The 20,691-nt window shown below is 63.5% G+C and carries 20 protein-coding genes; 14 read left to right on the forward strand and 6 right to left on the reverse strand.

What is annotated here, in order from left to right; genetic code table 11:
• Nucleotides 1-39 precede the first annotated feature (39 nt).
• Genes BM194_RS16770 through BM194_RS16780 form a run of 3 tightly spaced genes read left to right on the forward strand, consistent with a single transcriptional unit; the run spans nucleotide 40 to nucleotide 4,315 of the window.
• Entirely contained in the window at nucleotides 40-705 is a 666-nt protein-coding gene (locus tag BM194_RS16770) for an ABC transporter ATP-binding protein (protein ID WP_092849136.1), read from the forward strand.
• Nucleotides 702-3,188 carry an FtsX-like permease family protein gene (locus tag BM194_RS16775; protein WP_092849139.1) on the forward strand — a complete coding sequence of 829 codons (2,487 nt, stop codon included), beginning with the start codon at nucleotides 702-704 and terminating at the stop codon, nucleotides 3,186-3,188. The genes BM194_RS16770 and BM194_RS16775 overlap by 4 nt, the downstream gene beginning before the upstream one ends.
• Nucleotides 3,185-4,315, forward strand: coding sequence for a lipocalin-like domain-containing protein (locus BM194_RS16780; protein WP_092849141.1), 1,131 nt, complete (start codon nucleotides 3,185-3,187; stop codon nucleotides 4,313-4,315). The genes BM194_RS16775 and BM194_RS16780 overlap by 4 nt, the downstream gene beginning before the upstream one ends.
• Before the next feature lie 211 nt (nucleotides 4,316-4,526).
• Here BM194_RS16780 and BM194_RS16785 read toward each other — a convergent pair whose 3' ends face one another.
• On the reverse strand, nucleotides 4,527-5,351 hold the full coding sequence (locus BM194_RS16785) for a Crp/Fnr family transcriptional regulator (protein ID WP_177223450.1): 825 nt from the start codon (nucleotides 5,349-5,351) through the stop codon (nucleotides 4,527-4,529).
• Nucleotides 5,326-6,060 carry an OBAP family protein gene (locus BM194_RS16790; RefSeq protein WP_092849144.1) on the reverse strand — a complete coding sequence of 245 codons (735 nt, stop codon included), beginning with the start codon at nucleotides 6,058-6,060 and terminating at the stop codon, nucleotides 5,326-5,328. The genes BM194_RS16785 and BM194_RS16790 overlap by 26 nt, the downstream gene beginning before the upstream one ends.
• Before the next feature lie 144 nt (nucleotides 6,061-6,204).
• Here BM194_RS16790 and gloA point away from each other — a divergent pair, with 144 nt between their 5' ends.
• From gloA to BM194_RS16815, 5 genes are all read left to right on the forward strand, one after another.
• Nucleotides 6,205-6,741, forward strand: a complete 537-nt coding sequence (gene gloA, locus BM194_RS16795) for a lactoylglutathione lyase (protein WP_092849147.1) — start codon at nucleotides 6,205-6,207, stop codon at nucleotides 6,739-6,741.
• 160 nt (nucleotides 6,742-6,901) lie between these two features.
• A complete protein-coding gene (locus tag BM194_RS16800; RefSeq protein WP_092849150.1) occupies nucleotides 6,902-7,396 on the forward strand; it encodes a C40 family peptidase in 495 nt (164 codons plus the stop codon).
• Nucleotides 7,397-7,466: 70 nt separating this feature from the next.
• Nucleotides 7,467-8,024, forward strand: a complete 558-nt coding sequence (locus tag BM194_RS16805) for a ferritin-like domain-containing protein (RefSeq protein ID WP_092849152.1) — start codon at nucleotides 7,467-7,469, stop codon at nucleotides 8,022-8,024.
• 160 nt (nucleotides 8,025-8,184) lie between these two features.
• On the forward strand, nucleotides 8,185-8,823 hold the full coding sequence (locus BM194_RS16810; protein WP_092849154.1) for a peroxiredoxin: 639 nt from the start codon (nucleotides 8,185-8,187) through the stop codon (nucleotides 8,821-8,823).
• Nucleotides 8,824-9,314: 491 nt separating this feature from the next.
• Nucleotides 9,315-10,139, forward strand: a complete 825-nt coding sequence (locus BM194_RS16815) for a manganese catalase family protein (RefSeq protein WP_092849157.1) — start codon at nucleotides 9,315-9,317, stop codon at nucleotides 10,137-10,139.
• An 81-nt stretch (nucleotides 10,140-10,220) separates the two neighbouring features.
• Here BM194_RS16815 and BM194_RS16820 read toward each other — a convergent pair whose 3' ends face one another.
• The 3 genes from BM194_RS16820 to glaH all read right to left on the reverse strand — a co-directional run bounded on the left by BM194_RS16820 (nucleotide 10,221) and on the right by glaH (nucleotide 13,423).
• A complete protein-coding gene (locus BM194_RS16820) occupies nucleotides 10,221-11,102 on the reverse strand; it encodes a DMT family transporter (RefSeq protein WP_092849160.1) in 882 nt (293 codons plus the stop codon).
• Between the two features lie 84 nt (nucleotides 11,103-11,186).
• Entirely contained in the window at nucleotides 11,187-12,383 is a 1,197-nt protein-coding gene (gene lhgO / locus BM194_RS16825) for an L-2-hydroxyglutarate oxidase (protein WP_092849163.1), read from the reverse strand.
• 59 nt (nucleotides 12,384-12,442) lie between these two features.
• Nucleotides 12,443-13,423 carry a glutarate dioxygenase GlaH gene (glaH, locus tag BM194_RS16830; RefSeq protein WP_092849165.1) on the reverse strand — a complete coding sequence of 327 codons (981 nt, stop codon included), beginning with the start codon at nucleotides 13,421-13,423 and terminating at the stop codon, nucleotides 12,443-12,445.
• A 141-nt stretch (nucleotides 13,424-13,564) separates the two neighbouring features.
• Between glaH and csiR the strand changes: the two genes are divergently transcribed.
• The 3 genes from csiR to BM194_RS16845 all read left to right on the forward strand — a co-directional run bounded on the left by csiR (nucleotide 13,565) and on the right by BM194_RS16845 (nucleotide 17,103).
• Entirely contained in the window at nucleotides 13,565-14,251 is a 687-nt protein-coding gene (csiR, locus tag BM194_RS16835) for a DNA-binding transcriptional regulator CsiR (RefSeq protein WP_092849168.1), read from the forward strand.
• Nucleotides 14,252-14,458: 207 nt separating this feature from the next.
• Nucleotides 14,459-15,898 (forward strand): APC family permease, encoded by a 1,440-nt coding sequence (locus BM194_RS16840; RefSeq protein ID WP_092849170.1) that lies wholly within the window; start codon nucleotides 14,459-14,461, stop codon nucleotides 15,896-15,898.
• 185 nt (nucleotides 15,899-16,083) lie between these two features.
• A complete protein-coding gene (locus BM194_RS16845) occupies nucleotides 16,084-17,103 on the forward strand; it encodes an Ldh family oxidoreductase (protein ID WP_092849172.1) in 1,020 nt (339 codons plus the stop codon).
• Here the strand turns inward: BM194_RS16845 and pdxR are convergent.
• On the reverse strand, nucleotides 17,067-18,590 hold the full coding sequence (pdxR, locus tag BM194_RS16850) for a MocR-like pyridoxine biosynthesis transcription factor PdxR (RefSeq protein WP_092849175.1): 1,524 nt from the start codon (nucleotides 18,588-18,590) through the stop codon (nucleotides 17,067-17,069). The genes BM194_RS16845 and pdxR overlap by 37 nt on opposite strands.
• A 100-nt stretch (nucleotides 18,591-18,690) precedes the next feature.
• Between pdxR and BM194_RS16855 the strand changes: the two genes are divergently transcribed.
• The 3 genes from BM194_RS16855 to BM194_RS16865 are packed head-to-tail and all read left to right on the forward strand — an operon-like array spanning nucleotide 18,691 to nucleotide 20,579.
• Nucleotides 18,691-19,146 (forward strand): rhodanese-like domain-containing protein, encoded by a 456-nt coding sequence (locus BM194_RS16855; protein ID WP_092849177.1) that lies wholly within the window; start codon nucleotides 18,691-18,693, stop codon nucleotides 19,144-19,146.
• Nucleotides 19,147-19,155: 9 nt separating this feature from the next.
• Nucleotides 19,156-19,917 carry a GNAT family N-acetyltransferase gene (locus BM194_RS16860; protein WP_092849179.1) on the forward strand — a complete coding sequence of 254 codons (762 nt, stop codon included), beginning with the start codon at nucleotides 19,156-19,158 and terminating at the stop codon, nucleotides 19,915-19,917.
• 23 nt (nucleotides 19,918-19,940) lie between these two features.
• On the forward strand, nucleotides 19,941-20,579 hold the full coding sequence (locus BM194_RS16865; protein ID WP_092849181.1) for an FMN-binding negative transcriptional regulator: 639 nt from the start codon (nucleotides 19,941-19,943) through the stop codon (nucleotides 20,577-20,579).
• Nucleotides 20,580-20,691: the final 112 nt, after the last annotated feature.

Raw genomic sequence — 20,691 nt, forward strand, 5'->3', positions numbered from 1 at the left:
CTACCATGCGCAGGGACACGCTCGCGCTCAGGCCGTCCTATGCTGCAATTGATAAACCTTACCAAGACCTACCCCACACCGCAGGGGCCGTTGCATGTGCTGGACGGCATCGACCTTCATCTGGCGCCCGGCGAGAGCCTGGCACTGATGGGTGAATCGGGCAGTGGCAAGTCCACCCTGCTGCATCTGGCTGCCGGCCTGGATACACCGGATCGCGGCGACGTCCTTCTCGAGGGGCAGTCGATCGCCGCCCTGAGTGAGCCACGTCGCGCCGAGTTGCGCCGCCAGCGCCTGGGGCTGGTGTTTCAGCAGTTCCATCTGGTGCCCAGCCTGTCGGTGGCCGACAACCTGACCCTGCAGGCCCGCCTGGCCGGCCGAGAGGATGTCGACTGGGCTCAGCACCTGCTGGCTCGACTGGGCCTGGCCGGGCTCAACGACCGCTATCCTGAGCAGCTCTCCGGCGGCCAGCAGCAGCGTCTGGCGATCGGTCGTGCCCTGGCTGCCCGGCCGCGTCTGCTGCTCGCCGACGAGCCCACCGGTAACCTCGACGAGGCGGCCGCCGACCAGGTACTCGATCTGTTGCGGGAATTGATCGAGGAGAGCGGCTGCGCCCTGCTGCTGGTTACCCACAGCGTCCGCGTTGCCGGCCCTCTCGACCGTTGCCTGCACCTGCAGCGCGGGCGCCTGGCCGAGGCCGGGCCATGATGCCCGGTATCGGCAATACCGGCCTGCTGCGCACCACCTGGCTGACACTGTTCAGCCATTACCGTCGCCACCCCGGCCAGCTCGCCATGCTGTTGCTCGGTTTATGGGTCGCCAGTGCGTTGTGGAGCGGCGTGCAGGCGATCAATGCCTCGGCCCGCGACAGTTACGCGCGCGCCGAGGCGCTATTCAGCGCCAGCCTCGACAGTGTCACACGTCGCGACAACCAGCCCCTCTCCCTCGAGGACTACCTGGCGTTGCGCCGCGCCGGCATGCCGGTGTCACCGCTGGTCGAAGGGGAGCTGTCCCTGAGCGGAGAAACGACCTTACGCGTGATCGGCATCGACCCGCTGACGCTGCCCGGTGAGTCGAGCCTGGCCCGCCAGCAAAGCGATGCCTCGGCACTGCGCGACTGGATCCTGCCGCCATATCGCGCCCGCATCGCGCCGGAGCAAGCCAAGGCCGCCCGCGACGACCCACGCCTGCCACCGCTGGAGGCCGATCCCAACCTGCCCCCGGGCACACTGGTCACCGATATCGGCGTGGCTCAGCGCCTGCTTAACGTGGAGACACTGAGCCGGCTGGTCGTGGCCCCCGGCCGTGCTCTCGACCTGCCACCTTACCTGGTTCGTCAGTTGGCCGCCGCCCTGGCCTCGCCCGGGCAGCTCACCGACAGTTTTCACCTCAACCTCACCGCCATGGGGTTGCTGGCGCTGATCGTCGGGCTGTTCATCGTGCATGCCGCGCTGGGTCTGGCCCTGGAGCAACGCCTGGGCATGTTGCGCACGCTACGCGCCCTGGGCGTGCCGGGTCGCACCCTGGTCATCGCCCTTGCGCTGGAACTGCTGGCGTTCGGCCTGCTCGGCGCCGTGCTGGGCATCGTCAGCGGTGTCGGGCTGGCGCGCCTGCTGTTGCCCGACGTGGCCGCCAGCCTGGATGCCCTCTACGACACGGATGTGGCCAGCAACCTGGCGCTGCCTTGGTATTACTGGCTGGGCGGCCTGGCGGTAACCCTCGGCGGCCTGTTCTCGGCTGGTCTCGGCATGCTGTGGCGGGCTTCGCGTCTCGATATCCTGGCGCTGGGCAAGGCCCAGGCCTGGCGCGCCCGACTGCACCGGCAGCTCCGCCTGCAGGTCGCGGTCGGCGCTGTCCTGCTGGGTATCGCCGCCTGGCTCGGCTGGCGCCTGGGCCATCAGCCGGCCCCGCAGGAACTGGCGTTGGGCTTTGCCATGGTCGCCGCGCTGCTGCTGGGTGCGTCACTGTGGTTGCCGTCATTGCTGGCCGGCGGGCTGGGCCTGCTTTCCCGGCGCCTGCACTCGCGCCCGCACCTGCAGTGGGCGCTGGCCGACCTGCAATTGCAGCTTCCCCGCTTGCAGTTGCCGATGATGGCACTGCTGCTGGCACTCTCTGCCAATCTCGGTGTGGGCAGCATGGTCGGTGGGTTTCGCCTGACCTTTCTCGACTGGCTCGATCAGCGCCTGCTGGCCGATCTGTATGTACGACCCTCGGAGGTGCAACACGCCGATGTCGTCGCCTGGCTGGAAGGCCAGGACGAAGTGCAGGTACTGCTGGAAGCCCGCCACGCCGAGGCCCCGCTGCTCAATGTCGAGGGGCAGGATACCGGGCGGTCGCTCGCACTGTTCGGCATCACGCCAGCACCGGTGATGCGCCAGTCCTGGCCGCTGCTCGAAAGCGCGACGGACCGAGAAGCGGCATGGCAGGCACTGGCTGCAGGCGACGCCGTCTTCATCAACGAGCAACTCGCTCGCCGTGACGGACTGGCCCCCGGCGATACGCTGCGTCTGCGTGGCCCGCAGGGCGTCGTGACGCCGACCATCGCCGCGATCTATCCCGATTACGGTAATCCGCGTGGCGAGGCCGTACTGCCGGCCTCGCGCCTGGCGGATCAATTTGCCGCACCGCCGGGGTCGCTGGGTGTTGTGCTCAGTCCGCTCCCCTCACGCGACGTAACACGGATCCAGGCAGCACTTGGCGAACGCTTCGGCCTCTCCGGCGACGCCGTGGTCGACCAGCGTGCCGTGAAGCACACCGCCACCGAGGTCTTCGAGCGCACCTTCGCCATCACCCAGGCACTCAACGCCCTGACCCTGGCCGTGGCCGGGCTGGCCCTGCTCACCACCCTGCTGGCCCAGGCCGGGGCACGGCGTGCTCAGTTGGCGCCGCTATGGGCATTGGGCGTCTCGCGCCGACAACTGGTCGGGCTACAGTTCGGGCAACTGGTTTCCGCTGCCGCCGGCACCGCCCTGCTGGCCGTTCCGCTGGGCATCGGCCTGGCCTGGGCGCTGGTGTCCGTCATCAATGTCGCCGCTTTCGGCTGGCGGCTGCCGCTGCACGTCTTTCCCGGTCAGGTCGCCATGACGATCGTACTGGCCGTGGTGGTGGCCGGCCTTGCCGCACTGCTGCCGGCGTGGCGCCTGTGGCGCGTGCCGCCACGCCAGTTGCTACAGGAGTTCGCCGCTGCATGAAACGCTCCACGCTGCTGTTGCTGCTGGCATTAGTGATCGTGGCCGGCCTCGCCAAGGTGTACTGGCCGACCGACGCATCGACGCAAGCCGGTTACGCCGGCCTCGGTGAACAGGCGAGCGGTTTTGCCCAGGCAGGGCCTGGCCAGACGCTGCACTTTCCCGAGGATCATGGCCCGCATCCCGACTATCGCATCGAGTGGTGGTATCTGACCGCCAATCTGGAAAGTGCCGATGGGCGCCCGTTCGGCGTGCAGTGGACCCTGTTTCGCCAGGCGCTGGCACCCAAGGCAGGCAACCGCGAAGCGTCCGGCGCTTCGCCTTGGCAGGACAGGCAGCTGTGGATGGCGCATGCCGCCGTCTCGACGCCGCAGGGGCACCGCTTCGCCGAGAAGTTCGCGCGCGGCATGGCCCTGCCCGCCGGCCAGGGGCAGGCCGGCGTGACGGCGGCCCCGTTTGCCGCCTGGATCGATGACTGGACCCTGATCGCCGAGGAGGCCGAGTCGGGCCTCGACCGGTTGACGGTCCACGCCCAGGCCGACGATTTCGCCTACCGTCTTGCGCTGACCGCCCAAGGCCCCCTGGTTCGCCATGGCGAGGGCGGCTTCAGTCAGAAGTCCGCCGATGGCCAGGGCTCGATGTACTACAGTCAGCCGTTCTATCGGGTCGAGGGCACGCTTCGCCTCGATGGCGAGCCGCTCAGTGTGACGGGCCGGGCCTGGCTGGACCGCGAATGGAGCAGCCAGTTGCTGGGCAGGGCCCAACATGGCTGGGACTGGTTCTCGCTGCACCTGGGCAATGGCGCCAAGCTGATGGCTTTCCGCCTGCGCGGCGGCGGTGAAGATGATACAGAAGACTACTTGTCCGGTAGCTGGATCACGCCCCAAGGCGAAGTCTCAGCGCTGGCCAAAGGCGGTCTGCGCCTGACACCTGTCGAGACACGTGACGTGGCCGGCCGGGAATTGCCGACGACGTGGCGTGTCGAGGTTCCCGACCGGCGCCTCGATGTTACCGTCAGCGCGATCCACCCCGACCAGTGGATGGGAACCTCGTTTCCCTACTGGGAAGGCATGGTCACGGTACGAGGCAGCCACACCGGCAAGGGCTATCTGGAAATGACCGGGTATTGACCCCGTGCGCAAAGAATTTTCAAAAAGTTTAACCAGGTTAATTTAATTGGCGCCTAAGCTTGAGACCATGCGCGCCATCGAGCAGGGAGGCTCGACAGGGAAGACCGAGCACACGGAAGGCTCACCAACCAAGGATGCATGGGCAGGATGCCCGTGATGATGCAGGGAACAGCAACGCTAGCAGCCCGGCCGTCAGGCCGGGCTTTTTGTATTACAGATTCAGGGTTTCTTCAGACAAATGCATATACCGGGGATCGAAGTCACCAAACGCCTTCAATCCTTCCCAATCCAGTATGGTCAGTAACTTGTTGTCGTAACTGATCAATCCATCGCTACGCAGCTTCTGCATCACCCGGTTGGTATGCACCACGGTGATTCCCATGGCATCGGCCAGGTCTTGCTGGACCAGAGGGAAGTCGATGCAATTGGTTCGCGTCAGCCCAGCGGCCCGGTGGCGCATCTGCAATTCGCAGAGCAGATGCGCCAGCCGCTTGTCGGCCGGCCGGCCGGTATTGTTGACGAACCACTCGCGTTGCACGGATTCCTCGACCAACGACGCCCAGAACAGCGCGTAGGCCAGTGAGATGTTGTTCTCGAAGATATGGTTGACCGTCTCGCGGGAAATCAGAGCAAAGCTGGCCGGCGTCAGCGTACTGACGGCATGATCCATGTGATCGAGCAGCGCGATATGTACATCGCACACGTCTCCGGGAATGAGGTAGCCCAAAATGGCCCGCCGCCCGTCGGCCAGGTACTTGTAGCGGCAGGCCCAGCCGTCGATGACGATATGCACGTAATCGGGCCGTTCATTCTCGCAGATGACGTCCTTGCCCTTGCCGACCCTCACTTCACGCACGATCGACTCGCGGAACTGCAGCTGGTCTGCCTCGGCCAGCTCCATGAAATTACCCAGCCGAAAGAGCAGCGGATCGATCGCGTGGGCGCCTGCCTTTCGAATACCGGCACCGCCATGGCTCGTTTCCGTCCCGGGCGCCATCAGCTTGTCCCGCTTATGAATCCGACGCGTCATCGGCATCCTCGACTCCCGGCTGTGGCTCTGTGTGGCTGAACGCATTGGCCAAGGCATTTACCCCGCGCTGGGGATGCGCTAACTCCACATAAGTCTGGCGGTCGCGGGCCTTCTTGTCGATATCGACCTGCATGGCCTGATTGCGATTGCGCTTGAGCGTCTCGTCGCACTCCCCCTGGCGATTGAACGACCACATCAGCCTGGCCTCGCCCATGGGCAGGGAATCGCCGGGCTCGCCATCATGGCGACCGGTATGCCAGGTGTGCCATGTCTTGCCGTAGCTGTTCACCAGCCGCTTCATGAACGCCTTTTCGGCGGCCTCGGGTAACCCTGGAGCAATCAACTCGCCTGAGAACACTTCGTAGTTATGGGGGTGCCAGTAGGCCTGCTCTTCCTCCGGCAAGGTCTCGAACAGCGCCTCGGAAATGATGTATTCGAGCCCGATCAGGTTGGCATCGGGAGTATTGCCATCGAATATCAGGCACTGCAGAAAGTCGTCGTTGACCACCTTGCAATAGTGGTGAGCCTCCATCTGCATCTGCGGATCGCACTTGGCACAATGAAAACCGACGACATAGGCATCGAAGCCTTTCATTGGCGTCTTGTCCTGAAGCAGTCTGGCCCCCTGCTCGAGCACGGTCAGCCAGGCGCCCTTGCTTTCTCCGGGGGGATGCACCGGGCTATGGCGCCGATTGACGGTCGGTCTGTGTTTCATGGGGCCTCCTTGGCGTACGAACTCCATAACTGTCTAACACTAGCCAAGAGCGTGGGTCGCGCCAAGCCGGCGGGGCGGGATGAGAGATTGCCCCAAGGTGCGCTAAGCTTTCGCCATCGCAATGAAAAAACGGGAGACGCGACAATGACCCTGTTCACTGAAAAACATCCGAGTATCGAGGCGCATGTTCCGCCGGAAACCTCCGGCTTCCGGCTCAATCACACCATGCTGCGCATCAAGGACCCTCAACGCTCGCTGGCCTTTTACAGCCATGTGTTCGGGATGCGCCTGCTGCGCAAGCTGGATTTTCCCGAAATGCAGTTCACCCTCTATTTTCTGGCCCGGCTGGAGGAAGAGGACAAGGTGCCCGAGGACCCGGGCGAGCGTACGCTATGGACCTTCAGCCAGCGCAGCATCCTCGAACTGACCCACAACTGGGGAACCGAAGACCAGGCCGACTTCGCCTATCACGATGGCAACGCCGAGCCCCAAGGCTTTGGGCATATCTGTTTCGCGGTGCCCGACCTGTCCACGGCCGTGCACTGGCTGGACAACAACGACGTGGAATTCATCAAGCGCCCCGACCAGGGCAAGATGAAGGATGTCGCGTTCGTGAAGGACCCCGACGGCTACTGGATCGAGATCGTCGAGCCGGCGCTGATGACCCAGGCAGGCCGGTGACGAGCCGATACCCGGCCTTCGACGAGGCCGGGTAGCGATTCATTGTTATGGAGAGGCTTGGGACGGGACGATGACCTGTCGAACCACCGGCTACACGATCTATAATGGCCTGGCCTTGGTCGCGAAACGGTGCGGTAGGCACCGGCTTTGTGGAATCAGAATGCTCAACGCTCCCCGCGCTTACACCCTGCTGTTTACCTTGTTCCTGCTGTCATTGCTGGCCGGGTGCGCCAGCGGACCGCGCATGCAGGAGACTATTGCGCCAACGCCTTCAGCGGCTCAAGCCCTGTCCATCGAGCGCGCCATGATCCTGGCAAATGCCCGCCAGGCCTTGGGCACGCCTTACCGCTATGGCGGCGCCAGCATTGATGGCGTGGATTGCTCGGGGCTGGTGCAGATGACCTATGGCGCGGCCGGCATTGCCGTGCCCCGTACGGCGAATCAGCAGTTCTCTCGGCTACCGGGCCGGGAACAGGCTCGGCCCGGCGATCTGCTGTTCTTCGGCTCGGGCAGCACCGCCACGCATGTCGGCATCTACCTCGGACAACACCAGATGATTCATGCGCCCGGTGAAGGCCGTGAAGTGACCCTGACATCGCTGGATCTGGATTACTGGCAGAATCGCTTCCTGGGAGCCTCCGGACCGGCACCGTAAGACGTCTTTGCGCCAGGCCGGCAGCTATGTTCTACGCTTGGAGAGCCGAAACCGACAAGGAGGCCCCAACGTGACCAGCCAGCCATTTCTGACCGACATCCAGACCATTCGCGAGCGTGCACGCCAGCACATCGAGAATGGCGCCGTGACCGAAGGCTACCGGGCCGATCGCGAAAACGTCATCCGTCTGCTCAACGAGGCGCTGGCTACCGAGATCGTCTGTACGCTGCGCTACAAGCGCCATCAGTACATGGCCAGCGGACTCAGTGCCAGCGTGGCGGCGGACGAGTTTCAGGAGCATGCCGAGCAGGAGCAACAGCATGCCGACTGGCTCGCCGAGCGCATCGTCCAGTTGGGTGGTGAACCCAACTTCTCGCCGGAAGGCCTGCAGACCCGAGCGCACGCCGAGTATGTTGCCGGCGAGACACTACGCGACATGATCAAGGAAGACCTGATCGCCGAGCGTATCGCCATCGACAGCTACCGCGAGATCGCGGCCTATTTCGGTGAACAGGACCCGACATCGCGACGCATCATGGAGGATATTCTCGCTCAGGAGGAAGAGCATGCCGACGACATGCAGGGCCTGCTCGAAGGTCTTGATGCCCTGCAACGCAACGATGCTTAACACCTGCGGGTCTTCACGACCTGGCGACAGAGTGGAAGGAAATAGCCCATGCCTCTTTGCTTATCCATAGGCGTTATTTCCTTCTCTCCCAGCATGCTGTCATGCTCAAGTATCCATGAAATCGCTGTTTTCAGCGCCCATTCGTTATAAGGAGTGAACCATGTCTTTGAGACTCGGCGATATTGCCCCGGACTTCACCCAGGAAAGTACCGAAGGCCCGATCAACTTTCACGAATGGGCCGGTGACAGCTGGGTGATCCTGTTTTCGCACCCCAAGGACTTCACCCCCGTCTGCACGACCGAACTGGGCGAGGTGTCACGCCTCAAGCCGGAATTCGACAAGCGCAACGTGAAGGCCATTGGTCTGTCGGTCGACCCGGTCGAAGAGCACGTGGCCTGGGCCGGCGACATTCAGGAAACCCAGGGGTACGGCCTCAATTTTCCGCTGCTGGCGGATGCCGATCGCAAGGTCAGCGACCTGTACGACATGATCCACCCCAACGCCAGCGACTCGACGACGGTGCGCTCGGTATTCATCATCGATCCCGCCAAGAAGGTGCGTCTGACCATCACCTACCCGGCCAGCACCGGGCGCAACTTTCCCGAAATCCTGCGCGTCATCGACAGCCTGCAACTGACGGATGACTACAAGGTGGCCACGCCGGTCAACTGGACCGATGGCGGCGATTGCATCATCGTGCCCTCCGTCAGCAACGAACAGGCTGCGGAACTCTTCCCGCAGGGATGGGACGAGAAGAAGCCCTACCTGCGTATGGTCAAGCAACCCAACAAGTCCTGAATGACCGACCCGTCAGGCCCAGGACCGTAAAGAACCTGGATCCAACGACTTCGCCCCGCCTCCGCGCGGGGCGAAGTCGTTGATGAAGGCCAAGTGATAATGAAAGATCAGGTAATTTGGCCTTTCTCGTTTTAAAAAGGTTAGTTTTTATATTGGTATAGTTGTTATTCCCCAGCCACTAACGCTCCCTAGACTTCGTGCCTGAAAATCTTTCTTAGCGCTTATTCGGCGAGCACACCCTTGAAGTAAAAATCGACAACTTGTAACGCTCCATTACGCAAAGAATCTTTAACCCATCGGCTTTAAAAACATTACATTACTATAAATAAAATATAGAAATTTAATTATTTGCCGTTTGGAAAGTTTTGCGAATCACTTCTACCGTGAACTTCGTATAAGAACGATTCGCTTATTTTTTACCTAGCGGGATTTCAGGGGTGGACGATTAAAGTCAATGTCGTTAATGACATTCAACCGTAAAGGATTACGCTATGTTTCACCATTCTTCGAAATTGCAGTATCACGTCAAGGTCGACAAGCCGGATCCCCAGTTCGCCAAGCTGCTCCAACAGGCTATCGGTGGCATAGAAGGTGAGATTCGTGTCGCCATGCAATATTTCTTCCAGGCCATGGGCGCACGTGGTGACGATCGTATCCGCGACATGCTGATGTCGACGGCCACCGAAGAGCTCTCGCACATCGAGATTCTCGGCCATGCCGTCGCGCTCAACCTGGAGGGAGCACCGGTATCATTGCAGGAAGAGTCAGCCAAGGACCCAGTGGTCAATGCCATCCTGGGTGGGGCCAACCCCCGTCACCTGCTCTCTTCAGGGCTGTCGGCCATGCCGGTCAACGCCAATGGCGTCCCCTTCGACATGAGTCATGTCTACGCCACCGGCAACATCGGAGCAGACATGCTGGCCAACGTGACGGCAGAAGCCGGTGGGCGTACCTTGGCGTCGCGTCTCTACAACTGGACGGACGACAAGGGCATGAAAGACATGCTGGCCTTCCTGATTGCCCGTGATACCTATCACCAGGAACAGTGGTTGGCCGTGATCGAGGAACTGGGCGGCATGAAGGCGGCACTACCGATCCCCAACTCCACCCCGGAAGAACACGAGGCCATGGAGCATTCCTACTACTACCTCAACACGCTGATGGACAAGGAGGCCCCCGAGGGTCGCTGGTCCAGCGGTCCGTCACTGGATGGGCGTGGCGAATACACGGTCAAGCAGCAGCCGGAGCCGCTCGGTGAGGAGCCCAAGCTGGGCCGTGCCAAGGAAAAGTCCGGCGCCCAGAAAGAACAGATGTAAGCTTTCCGGATCGCTCCGACGCAAATAGCCCCGGCTGCAGTTCAGCATGCCGGGGCTTCTCGTACTCGCTTACGGACAAGCTCAAGCCGACGTGGTCGGCCGCGCCTTGATCGCCACCCGCCGCTCGTGAACGGCAATGGCCAGTCCGCTGGCAATGATCACACCGCTGCCCACGTAAACCCACACATCGGGTATCTCACCCCAGAACCACCAGCCCAGGATCACTGCCCAGACCATGGCCGTGTAATCGAAGGGTGCCGCCAGCGAGGCCGGGGCATGGCGAAACGCCAGGGTGATGAAGGTCATTGCGCCTACCCCCAGGATGCCGGCCCCGACAAATCCGAACCAGTGTACGGGCTGCGGCGGTAGCCAGAAGAACGGCAACAAGGCGGTACTGACCAGCCACGGCACCAGCGTGACGTAGAAGACCATCGCCCAGAGGTTCTCGTGGGAGCCGTAGCGCCGAGCCGTGATCATCAGCAGTGCGTAGCACACGGCAGCGCCGACCACGATCAGCCCGCCGAGCTGGAACCCTTCCGCACCCGGGCGCACCACGATCAGTACCCCGGCGAAGCCGATCAGTGAAGCAATGAACGGCAGGCGCGCGACGCGTTCGTTGAGCATCGGGCCCGACAGCAACGTCACGAACAGCGGCGCGGCGAAGGCGATGGCGGTGGCCGTGGCCAGCGGCAACAGGGTCAGCCCCATCACGAAGCAGTACATGGTGCCGGTCGCGATCAGGCCCCGCAGTAGGTGCACCTTGGGTCGGGTTGTCGCCAGGGTGCGCAGGCCGCCATTGAGGCTGGCAATCAAGGCAATCAACGGCAGCGAGACCAGGGTACGGAAGAAGATGATCTGCACCGGCGCAAAGCTTTGCCCCAGCCACTTGGCCACCGCATCGCCCAGCGCCAGACACAGGACACCGAGACACATGTAGGCAATGCCGACCAACGACGATGACATGAACGCCTCCTGAGCGATTCGTTAACGGGGCAAGGCAAGCCAGCATAGCTGATTCGCACCATTGTGGTGCGCCTACTGGCAGCCTCAGCCTTCCACCAGCGCCCTGACCTGCGCGACGATATGCGCCCCGATGGGAATCGCCGAGGTCGCCGCCGGTGACGGCGCGTTGCACACGTTGACCGTGCGCTGGGTGTTCACGAACAGGAAGTCGTCGACCAGCTTGCCGGCGTTGGAGACCGCCTGGGCACGCACCCCCGCCGGATAGGGCTCGAGATCGTCCAGCGTCAGGCTCGGACAGTACTTGCGCACCTCTTCCAGGTAGCCTTTCTTGTACAGCGAGTTCTTCAGCTCGATCAGCCCCGGGCGCAGGTTGCTCTTGAGCACCTTGCGGATCCCCGGATGGCGAAGCATGGCCAGGCTATCCGCCAAGGAAATATCGCTCTTCTGGTAACCCTCGCGCTTCCAGGCCAGCACCGCATTGGGGCCGACCGTGACGCTGCCGTCGATCATGCGCGTCAGATGCACACCCAGAAACGGCATCGACGGGTCGGGAATCGGGTAGATCAGGTGGTTGACGATGCGGTCGTGCCGAGCCGGCAGCCGGTAGTACTCGCCGCGGAACGGGCAGATGGTGAAGTCCGGCTCGATGCCCAGCATGCGCACCACGCGATCAGCCATCAACCCCGAGCAGGACACCAGGTGGCGGGCAGTGAACTCGCCCCGGCCGGTGGTCACCACGACCTCGCCGCTGCGTTCCTGCAGGCCGGTGACCGGCGTGGCGTAGCGGATCTCGCCGCCGGCGTCCTCGAACTCGCGGCCCATGGCGGCAGCGACCTCGGCGTAGCTGACGATGCCGCTGGAGGGCACGAAGATGCCGCCCACGCCGGTGATGTTGGGCTCGCGCTCGCGCAGCTCCCCTGCCGTGAGCCAGGTGCGCTCCAGGCCGTTAGCCTCGGTGCGCTCCCACAGCGCCTGCATGCGCTGCAGTTCGAGGTCGTTGGTGGCGACCAGCAGCTTGCCGCACGTGTCGTAGGCGATGCCGTGCTCGTCGCAGAAGGCCTTGGTGGCGCGGTTGCCTTCCAGGCAGAAGCGCGCCTTGAGGCTGCCCGGGGTGTAATAGACGCCGGCGTGGATCACGCCGCTGTTGTGGCCGGTCTGGTGGCGGGCCGGGCCGTCTTCCTTCTCGACCAGCAGCATCTTCCTGTCGGGGTAGGCCCGGATGAGCTGCATGGCGGTGGACAGGCCCAGGATGCCGCCGCCGATGATGATGAAGTCGTACACGTGCGCCTCGCTGTCAGGAAAACGCCTTCGGCCACCCTGATGGCGGCCGAGTTATCGGTTCATAGCTGGCGCGGCTGGCGCAGTGTCTTGGCATGGGTGAAATAGCCACGCTGACGCATCAGCTCGCGACGCAGTTCGGGGTGCGGCGTGAAGCGGTCGCGGCCATGCAGCCAGAAATGATTGTTGATCAACAGGAAGCTGCCGGTCGGCACGGGAACCGATAGCTTGTGCGCGCTTCCCTCCAGGGAGTCGGAAAGCTCGGCCAGCCAGTTGCCTTCCTCGAAGTTCTTCGGCTGCACGAACTGGTCGATATAGGCCATGATCGGGCGCCCCTCGGTATCCACGTCGAAGACGGGATGAAAGATGTCACGGTCGACCTTCTTGCTAGGTGGTGCCGTCCAGCGCATCTCGCGACGGGCCAGCGGGTGGTGGTAGAACGTCTCGAGCTCCTCCCAGTCGTCCAGGTGCAGCAACAACGAGTTGCCTCCCTGCATGTTCTGCTCGTCGACCTTCATCATCAGCACGTAGTCGGTGTCCTGCTCGACGAACGTGCCGTCGTTGTGCAGCTCCATGACCCGGTGCGGCTGGCGCAGGTAGCTGTCCGAGTCGTCGACGTTCTTCACCACGAAGCGGGCATAATACTGGCCACTCATGGCATCGAAGTTGGAACGCCCCATCAGGTGGGCCACTGCCGTGGCGAACTTCACCATCTCCTCGGCCTGCTCGACCCGGTCCAGCCCCTCCGGCGTGACCAGCAGCGCCCCCGTGTCCCGGTCCACCAGCGTATTGATCAACACTGGCTGCAAGGTGTTGCGACACAGGTCGTCGAGAATCTTCGCCACCCGGAACCGCAGAAATGACTTGTACTCCAGCGCCTGAACCGGCCAGTGCGCCACGGCATCGGTAAACGCCTGCACCGTCTCGGCCGGGAAGTGCAGGTTCAGCAGTCGTGGCGAGGGCGATGACGCCTCGAGACGGAAGCCGTGAAGAGTCTGGGGTATCGGCATGGCGGCAGCCGGCAAACGGGTCAGGGCGGTCATGGCAGGTCTCCTTGTGAATATCGAGCGTTTATAAAAATATCTACATTTTTATAAAACGTCAAAAATAAACAACGCCGCTGTTTCGTCCACCTGGCCCGCTTTCGGTATGATGGCCGGCGTCATCGTTTTGGATATGCCCCCATGGACACCCCTCCCCGCCAGAACCTGGGAATGAGCGCCTACGCTTGGCTCAAGCGCGACATCATCCGTGGTATCCACCCACCCGGCACCAAGCTGTTGATGAGTGGACTGAAAACGCGTTACGGACTGGGCATCGGCCCGCTGCGGGAGGCGCTTTCACAACTGGTGGCCGAGCGTCTGGTCACGGCCGTGAGCCAGCGCGGCTATCGTGTCGCTCCAATGTCGGTCGATGAGCTGGAAGATATCTACGATGCCCGGGCGCAGCTCGAGGGGCTGGTCGTGCAGTTGGCGATCGAACGTGGCGACGACGCCTGGGAGGCGGAGATCCTGGCCCGGGCGCACACCTTGAACAAGGTGGTCGACGTCAGTGGACCGGAGGAGGTACTGGCGATATGGGATCAGAGGCACAAGGCCTTTCACGGCGCCATTGCCGCCGGCTGTGGCTCGCATCATCTGCTGCAGGTGCGTGAGGCACTGTTCGACCAGGCAGAGCGTTACCGCCACCTGTGGCTCTGCGAGACCGTCTTCTCCGGCGCGGCGATCGAGCAGAAACGTCGCGAGCACGAAGCGCTGGTCGAGACCATCCTGGCGCGCGACGTGGCACGTGCCGTCCCCCTGATGCGTGAGCATCTCATGACCCCGGTACCGGTCATTGCCGAGGTCATGCGCGCTCGTGGCCTGGCCTGAGCCCGCTGGCAATCGCTGCAAGATTTCCCGACGCGTCACATTCTGTCATGGTGCCGCCGCGCTATACTTGAAAAGATTTCACAAAATGCGCTCCGGCGCCGCATGATGCTTGTTCCAGGCATCCCGGTAAATTATATTGGCCGCCTGTTAGTTATATAAAACAATTACTTAACCTCCTAACAATTCAACCACAACAGGAAAACCACAATGGCCAATCCGAATTCGACGAGCCAGTTGTCGCGTGTGCTGGCACGCAAGGACGTTCTCGCCCTGGCCTTCGGGGCAATGATCGGCTGGGGATGGATCGTCATGACTGGCAGCTGGATCGAGTCAGCAGGCAGTCTGGGCGCCATCACGGCATTTCTGGTCGGCGGTATCGCGATCATCCTGGTCGGCCTGACCTACGCCGAGCTGGCCTCCGCCATGCCGCAGGTGGGTGGCGAGCATGTCTACAGCTACCGCGCCCTCGGGCACTTCGCATCGTTCGTCTGTACCTGGAGCATCGTGCTGGGTTACATGAGCGTCGTCTCCTTTGAAGCCGTCGCCTTGCCCACGGTGATCGACCATCTCTTCCCGGGATACTCGGTCGGTTACTTGTGGACCGTAGCCGGCTGGGACGTGGAGGCTACCTGGGTGGCGGTCGGAGTACTCGGCTCGCTGGTGATGATGGGCATCAACTACGTCGGCATCCGCACCGCCGCGCTGGTACAGAAGCTGGTGACACTGCTGATCCTGGTGGTGGGAATCATGTTCATCACCGGTGCCCTGTTCACCGGCGACGTTGCCACCATGGATCCGCTGTTCAACGTCGACAACGGCGTGATCGGCGGCATCATGATCGTGATGATCATGGTGCCGTTCATGTTCGTCGGCTTTGACGTCATCCCGCAGGCCGCCGAGGAGATCAACCTGCCATTCCGCGAGATCGGTCGCGTACTGATGTTCTCGGTGCTCCTCGCCGTGGTCTGGTATGCCCTGATCATTCTGGGCACCTCGCTGATGCTCGATCCCCAGGCCCTCTCGGCCAGCTCGCTGGCGGTGCCGGATGCCATGCAGGCAGTGTTCGCCGCACCGTGGGCCGGCAAGCTGATGGTACTGGCCGGTGTCGCCGGGATCATCACCAGCTGGAACGCCTTCTACATCGGCGGCTCGCGGGCCATCTACGCCCTGGCCGAGGCCGGCATGCTGCCTGCCTTCCTGGCCAAGCTGCACCCGCGTCACAAGACGCCCGTCAACGCCATCCTGATGATCGGCATCGTCTCCAGCCTGGCGCCCTTCTTCGGCCGTCCGGCCCTGGTCTGGCTGGTCGATGCCGGCGGCCTGGGCATCGTCACCGCCTACCTGTTCGTGGCGCTCTCCTTCCTGGTCCTGCGCCGTCGTGAACCCAACCTCGAGCGCCCCTTCAAGGTCCGCCACGGCATGCTGGTCGGCGGCCTGGCCGTGATCCTGTCACTGGGCATGATCTTCCTGTACCTGCCGGGCAGCCCGTCTGCACTGCTGCCGGTGGAGTGGGTGGTGTTCGGTGGTTGGATGTTCCTGGGCCTGGCCATGTACGCCTGGGCGCGTGGCCGTTACGGCGTGGCCTACACCGCCAAGGCCATGCAGCGCGAGCTGGCCGGCCACTCCCCGGTCGACAACGTGCGCTGACATCGCTTCTGCTGCATAGTCTCCAAGGACCCCGGCCACGTGCCGGGGTTTTTCGTTGGGCCAGACTCGCCAGCCGTAAGTCGAACGTCGAATGTCGAGACAGGCACACCGCTTTAGATACTATGTAGTACGAATACGAACGGACACTTTGGCGAGTTGTTCATATCGAACGTCAGGAGAACACCATGGCCCAGGAAATCACTCTCTCGCTGGCGGATGCCGAGGCATTGAGCCACCGGGTCCTCTCGAACAACGGCTTCAATCAGGCCCATGCCGAGGCGATCACCCGCAGCGTGCTGGCAGCCCAGCGTGACGAATGCCATTCCCACGGGCTTTACCGGCTGATCGGATGCGTGCAGACGGCCCGGTACCGCGGCCTCGACCCTGACGCCGAACCACAGGTCATCGACCAGGCACCAAGCGTTGTGAAAGTCGATGCCCGGCGCGGCTCATCACTGCTGGCATTCGAGCGGGGGCTGCCGCACCTGGTGGAAAAAGCCAGTCGCAGCGGCATGGCCGCCCTGGCCATCAATAACGGCTTTCATTTCTCGGCGCTCTGGCAGGAGGTCGAGGCCTTGTCGGAACAGGGCCTGGCAGGTATCGCGATGACGCCGAGCCATGCCTATGTGGCCCCGGCGGGCGGCAGGTCGCCGCTGTTCGGCACCAATCCCTTCGCCTTTTCCTGGCCACGTCCCGGCAAGACGCCGTACACCTTCGACTTCGCCACCAGCGTAGTGGCCCGCGGCGAGATCGAGCTGCACCAACGTGCCGGAAAAGCGCTGCCGGCGGGCTGGGCCATCGACCGCGAGGGTAACCCGACGACCGACCCGCAAGCTGCGCTCGATGGCGCACTGCTACCCTTCGGCGGCTACAAGGGATCAGCGCTGTCGACCATGATCGAGCTATTGGCGGGCCCGCTGATCGGCGACCTGCTGGGCCACGAAACTCAGGCCGCCACGCCCGACGGCAAGGGCCAGCCCCACCACGGCGAACTGATCCTCGCATTCTCGCTCGAGGCATTTCTGGGCAGTGACAAGGCCAGGCATCAGCAGCATGCCGAGACGCTGTTCGAGGCGATCCTCGATCAAGGCGCGCGTTTGCCCTCACAGCGACGTTTCGAGGCTCGGGAGCGAAGCCGGGCACATGGCGTGATCATTCCCCAAACGCTCTACGACGAGCTCACCGCCTTGGCCTCGCCGGCCTGAGCCGAGGCTTGCCTTGCCGCCAGCCAGGCTTGGCTCAGCCAGGTGCCGGCGCGGTCAATCTCGACCTCGTCGGCCCCGGCGTATCCCAGCACCAGGCCGGGCTGGCCGGGCCCCTGCAGGTAATAGCGCGACAGCGGAGACAGCACGATGCCCTGCGCCCGTGCCGCCTCGACCAGTTGGCTCTCCGTGGCATGCGAATCCAGCCGGGCCACCAGATGCATCCCGGCCTGGCCTTGGGACAGCACGAGCCCTTGCGCCACGGCCGGTGCCAGGGCATCGCGCAGGGCAGCCTGACGTTGACGGTAGCAGGTGCGCATGCGAGCCACATGACGCGCGAAATGGCCCTCGACAATGAACTCGGCCAGCGCCGACTGGACGACATATTGGCCTTCCCGGTGCAGGCGGGCGTTGGCCCGCCGGAAGCCGTCGACCAGGGCGTCGGGCAGCACCAGATAGCCGAGCCGCAGCCCCGGATAGAGCACCTTGCTGAACGTGCCGACGTAGATCACCGGCGTATGCACTGCCAGGCCCTGCAACGAGGCCACCGGCGCCGTGGTATAGCGAAATTCGCTGTCGTAATCGTCCTCGACAATCCACGCCCCGTGCCGCTCGGCGGCAGCCAACAATGCCAGACGCCGCGCCTGGGGCATGGTCACGCCACTGGGGTACTGGTGCGACGGGGTGACGTAGATCAGCCGCGGCGCTGGCGACCCGGCCGGCACGGCCTCGGGTTGCAGGCCATCGTCGTCCACCGCCACGGGGACGATATTCAGGCCCGCCGCCGTAAAGCACGCCTGGGCGCCGCCATAACCGGGCTCCTCGATCCATGCCGTGTCGCCAGGGTCGGCCAGCATTCGGGCAATCAGCTCGAAGCCCTGCTGGGCACCCTGGGTGATCAAAATCTGTTCGGGGCGGCAGTTCACCGAACGCGACAGGCGCAGGTAGTCGCAAAGCGCCTCGCGCAGCGCCGGCAGGCCACCCTGGGATTGGTAGTCGAACCAGCGCGTCTCGGCACGGTGCTGATGACGACGCAACAGGCGCTGCCAGCGCTCGCGGGGGAACTGGTCCAACGCCGGCACGCCGGGGGCAAAGGCGCAGTGTCCCGTACTCAGCGTGGCGCAGAAATCCAGCAGTCGCTGCCCGCGTCGCGATAGCCGCATTGCCGCCGTCGGCAAGGGCGCGTCGCGCAGCGCCTTTGGCGGCGCGGGCAACTCGGCCACGAACAGCCCGGCGCCCTGGCGCGTCTCGACGAAGCCCTCCGCCACCAGGCGATCCGTGGCAGCCAGTACCGTATTGCGCCCCAGCCCCAGTGAACGGGCCAGTCGCCGTGATGAAGGTAATGCGCTTCCCGAGGCCAGCTCGCCGTCCTGGATCCAACTGCGCAGGGCTTCGTACAGACATTGCGCCCGAGGCTGTGCCGTGGATTTTGTCAGGCACGTGGCCAGCGCCTCGACGATCCAGTCACTACGTGCCCGTATTGTGCCCACTGGTTCCCCTCAATTGACATTAACTGGCCCTTACTGGGGAACCACTATGCCGCCAGACTGAGCCGACTGCCACTCGCTATCGATCAACTGGAGACCTGACATGCCGTCACCGACATCCGCCGTGCTTGCCTTCCCGCCGGATACGCCCGAAGCGACCGCTGCCGCCATGGCCGACAAGCTGAGTCATCACACCGATGCCTGGGATCTGGCCGAGGATCTGGCTAATGGCATCCAGGATATCGTGGTCATCGATACCCGCAGTTCGGCGAAGTATCTGGCAGGCCACATTCCCGGCGCCATCAGCCTGCCGCATCGAGACATGACACCGGATCGCCTGGGCGTGCTGGCGATGGATCGTGTCTACATCACTTACTGCGACGGCATCGGCTGCAATGCCTCGACCAAGGGCGCCTGGAAGCTTGCTCGTCACGGGCTGCGGGTCAAGGAGCTGCTCGGCGGGCTCGATTTCTGGCAACGCGATGGCCACCCCATCGCCAGCGGCGAAGCGCCCGGATGTCTGGTCGGCTACATGCCGAACGATTGCGGCTGTGATTGAGGCTTGCCCATGACCACGACGACCAACCGATTCGGTCAGCCAGTCGGCCATCCGGTGCCCGACTGGCAACCGCCAATACTACCGGGCGATCTCATGCTGCAGGGTCGCTACTGCCGCCTCGAACCGCTATCTGCCGAGCAGCACGGCAACACACTGTGGGAGGCCTGGCGGCAGCCCGATCCGGCGATCCCCGACTATATACACGGCGAAGCGCGCTGGACCTACCTGGGCGGCAGGCCTTTTGCCGACACAGCAGGCTGTCACACCTGGTTACGACAGTGCGGTGCGGGACACGACCCACGTTTCATGGCGGTGATCGAGGCCGCGAGCGGCAGTGCCCTGGGAGTGGCGGCCTGGCTCAATATCCAACCGGCGCACGGTAGTGTTGAGTTGGGTCATCTCAATTTCTCGCCCCGCCTGGCTCGAACCCCCGCGGCTACCGAAGCGCTGGTGCTGATGATGCGTCATGCCTTCGACCTGGGCTTTCGGCGCCTGGAGTGGAAATGCGATGCCCTGAACGCCCCGTCACGTCGGGCGGCGCAACGTCTCGGCCTGCGCTTCGAGGGCATCTTCCACCAACACCGTGTCGTCAACGGCAGAAACCGCGACAGCGCCTGGTACTCCCTGCTCGATCGCGAGTGGCGTCAGCTCATGCCGGTCTTCGAACGCTGGCTGTCGCCAGACAACTTCGATGCCCACGGCCGGCAGCACCGGGCGCTGTCGGTGCTGACCGCGGCGGCAGAGCTGCCGCCGCGCGCCGCCGCAACCTGACTCACCGACCCTCGAGGCCCCCCATGTACCTGCCCCGCCACTTTGCCATGACCGAGACCAGTGCCCTGCGGGACATCATCGACCGGTATCCCTTTGCCACGCTGGCCCTCGCCTCGGATCGTGGCGTCATGGCAGATCACCTACCGTTGATCTTCGATGCCACCGCAAGTGAACACGGCGTGTTGCGCGGTCATGTCGCCCGTGCCAACCCCCTCTGGCACCAAGGCGACATTGAGGCACTGGCGATCTTTCACGGCCCGCAGGCCTATATCACGCCCAACTGGTACCCGGACAAGCGCGAGCACGGTCGGGTGGTGCCGACCTGGAATTACCACATCGTTCACGCACACGGTCGACTTCGCTTCATCCACGACCCCGCCTGGCTCCTGAATGTCGTGAGCGATCTGAGCGAGCGCTTCGAGCGCTTCGAGCGCTCGCGGGCCACGCCCTGGTCGGTAGCAGATGCTCCGGCCGACTACATCGAGAACATGTGCCGGGCGATTGTCGGGGTCGAGCTGACCATCAAGCGACTGACCGGCAAGCACAAGGCCAGCCAGCACAAGCCCGATGCCGAGCGCGAGGCGATCTACCGGGGGCTTCAAGCGGAGGACGGTATTGCGGCAGAAGCAGCGGCGAGCCTGAGCGGCAGATCGTCACGCTAGCGCCACCGGGCATCGCCCGGGCGGTTACGGTATCATGCCCCGCTTCTCGCCCCGTGGCGCCATGGCGTCGTGGGGCGATGCGTTGTTTCCTCCGCCATACAAGCCATTCAGG

It is taken from the genome of Modicisalibacter xianhensis (assembly GCF_900113605.1).
Lineage (GTDB): Bacteria > Pseudomonadota > Gammaproteobacteria > Pseudomonadales > Halomonadaceae > Modicisalibacter > Modicisalibacter xianhensis.

Coding starts and splice junctions, on each gene's coding strand:
- BM194_RS16820 (WP_092849160.1), bottom strand. CDS start 11,102: ATGTCATCGTCGTTGGTCGGCATTGCCTACATGTGTCTCGGTGTCCTG.
- BM194_RS16790 (WP_092849144.1), bottom strand. CDS start 6,060: ATGAAACACAGACCGACCGTCAATCGGCGCCATAGCCCGGTGCATCCC.
- BM194_RS16775 (WP_092849139.1), top strand. CDS start 702: ATGATGCCCGGTATCGGCAATACCGGCCTGCTGCGCACCACCTGGCTG.
- BM194_RS16860 (WP_092849179.1), top strand. CDS start 19,156: ATGACCACGACGACCAACCGATTCGGTCAGCCAGTCGGCCATCCGGTG.
- BM194_RS16810 (WP_092849154.1), top strand. CDS start 8,185: ATGTCTTTGAGACTCGGCGATATTGCCCCGGACTTCACCCAGGAAAGT.
- BM194_RS16815 (WP_092849157.1), top strand. CDS start 9,315: ATGTTTCACCATTCTTCGAAATTGCAGTATCACGTCAAGGTCGACAAG.
- csiR (WP_092849168.1), top strand. CDS start 13,565: ATGGACACCCCTCCCCGCCAGAACCTGGGAATGAGCGCCTACGCTTGG.
- glaH (WP_092849165.1), bottom strand. CDS start 13,423: ATGACCGCCCTGACCCGTTTGCCGGCTGCCGCCATGCCGATACCCCAG.
- gloA (WP_092849147.1), top strand. CDS start 6,205: ATGACCCTGTTCACTGAAAAACATCCGAGTATCGAGGCGCATGTTCCG.
- BM194_RS16785 (WP_177223450.1), bottom strand. CDS start 5,351: ATGCCGATGACGCGTCGGATTCATAAGCGGGACAAGCTGATGGCGCCC.
- BM194_RS16865 (WP_092849181.1), top strand. CDS start 19,941: ATGTACCTGCCCCGCCACTTTGCCATGACCGAGACCAGTGCCCTGCGG.
- BM194_RS16840 (WP_092849170.1), top strand. CDS start 14,459: ATGGCCAATCCGAATTCGACGAGCCAGTTGTCGCGTGTGCTGGCACGC.
- BM194_RS16780 (WP_092849141.1), top strand. CDS start 3,185: ATGAAACGCTCCACGCTGCTGTTGCTGCTGGCATTAGTGATCGTGGCC.
- BM194_RS16800 (WP_092849150.1), top strand. CDS start 6,902: ATGCTCAACGCTCCCCGCGCTTACACCCTGCTGTTTACCTTGTTCCTG.
- BM194_RS16845 (WP_092849172.1), top strand. CDS start 16,084: ATGGCCCAGGAAATCACTCTCTCGCTGGCGGATGCCGAGGCATTGAGC.
- BM194_RS16855 (WP_092849177.1), top strand. CDS start 18,691: ATGCCGTCACCGACATCCGCCGTGCTTGCCTTCCCGCCGGATACGCCC.
- BM194_RS16770 (WP_092849136.1), top strand. CDS start 40: ATGCTGCAATTGATAAACCTTACCAAGACCTACCCCACACCGCAGGGG.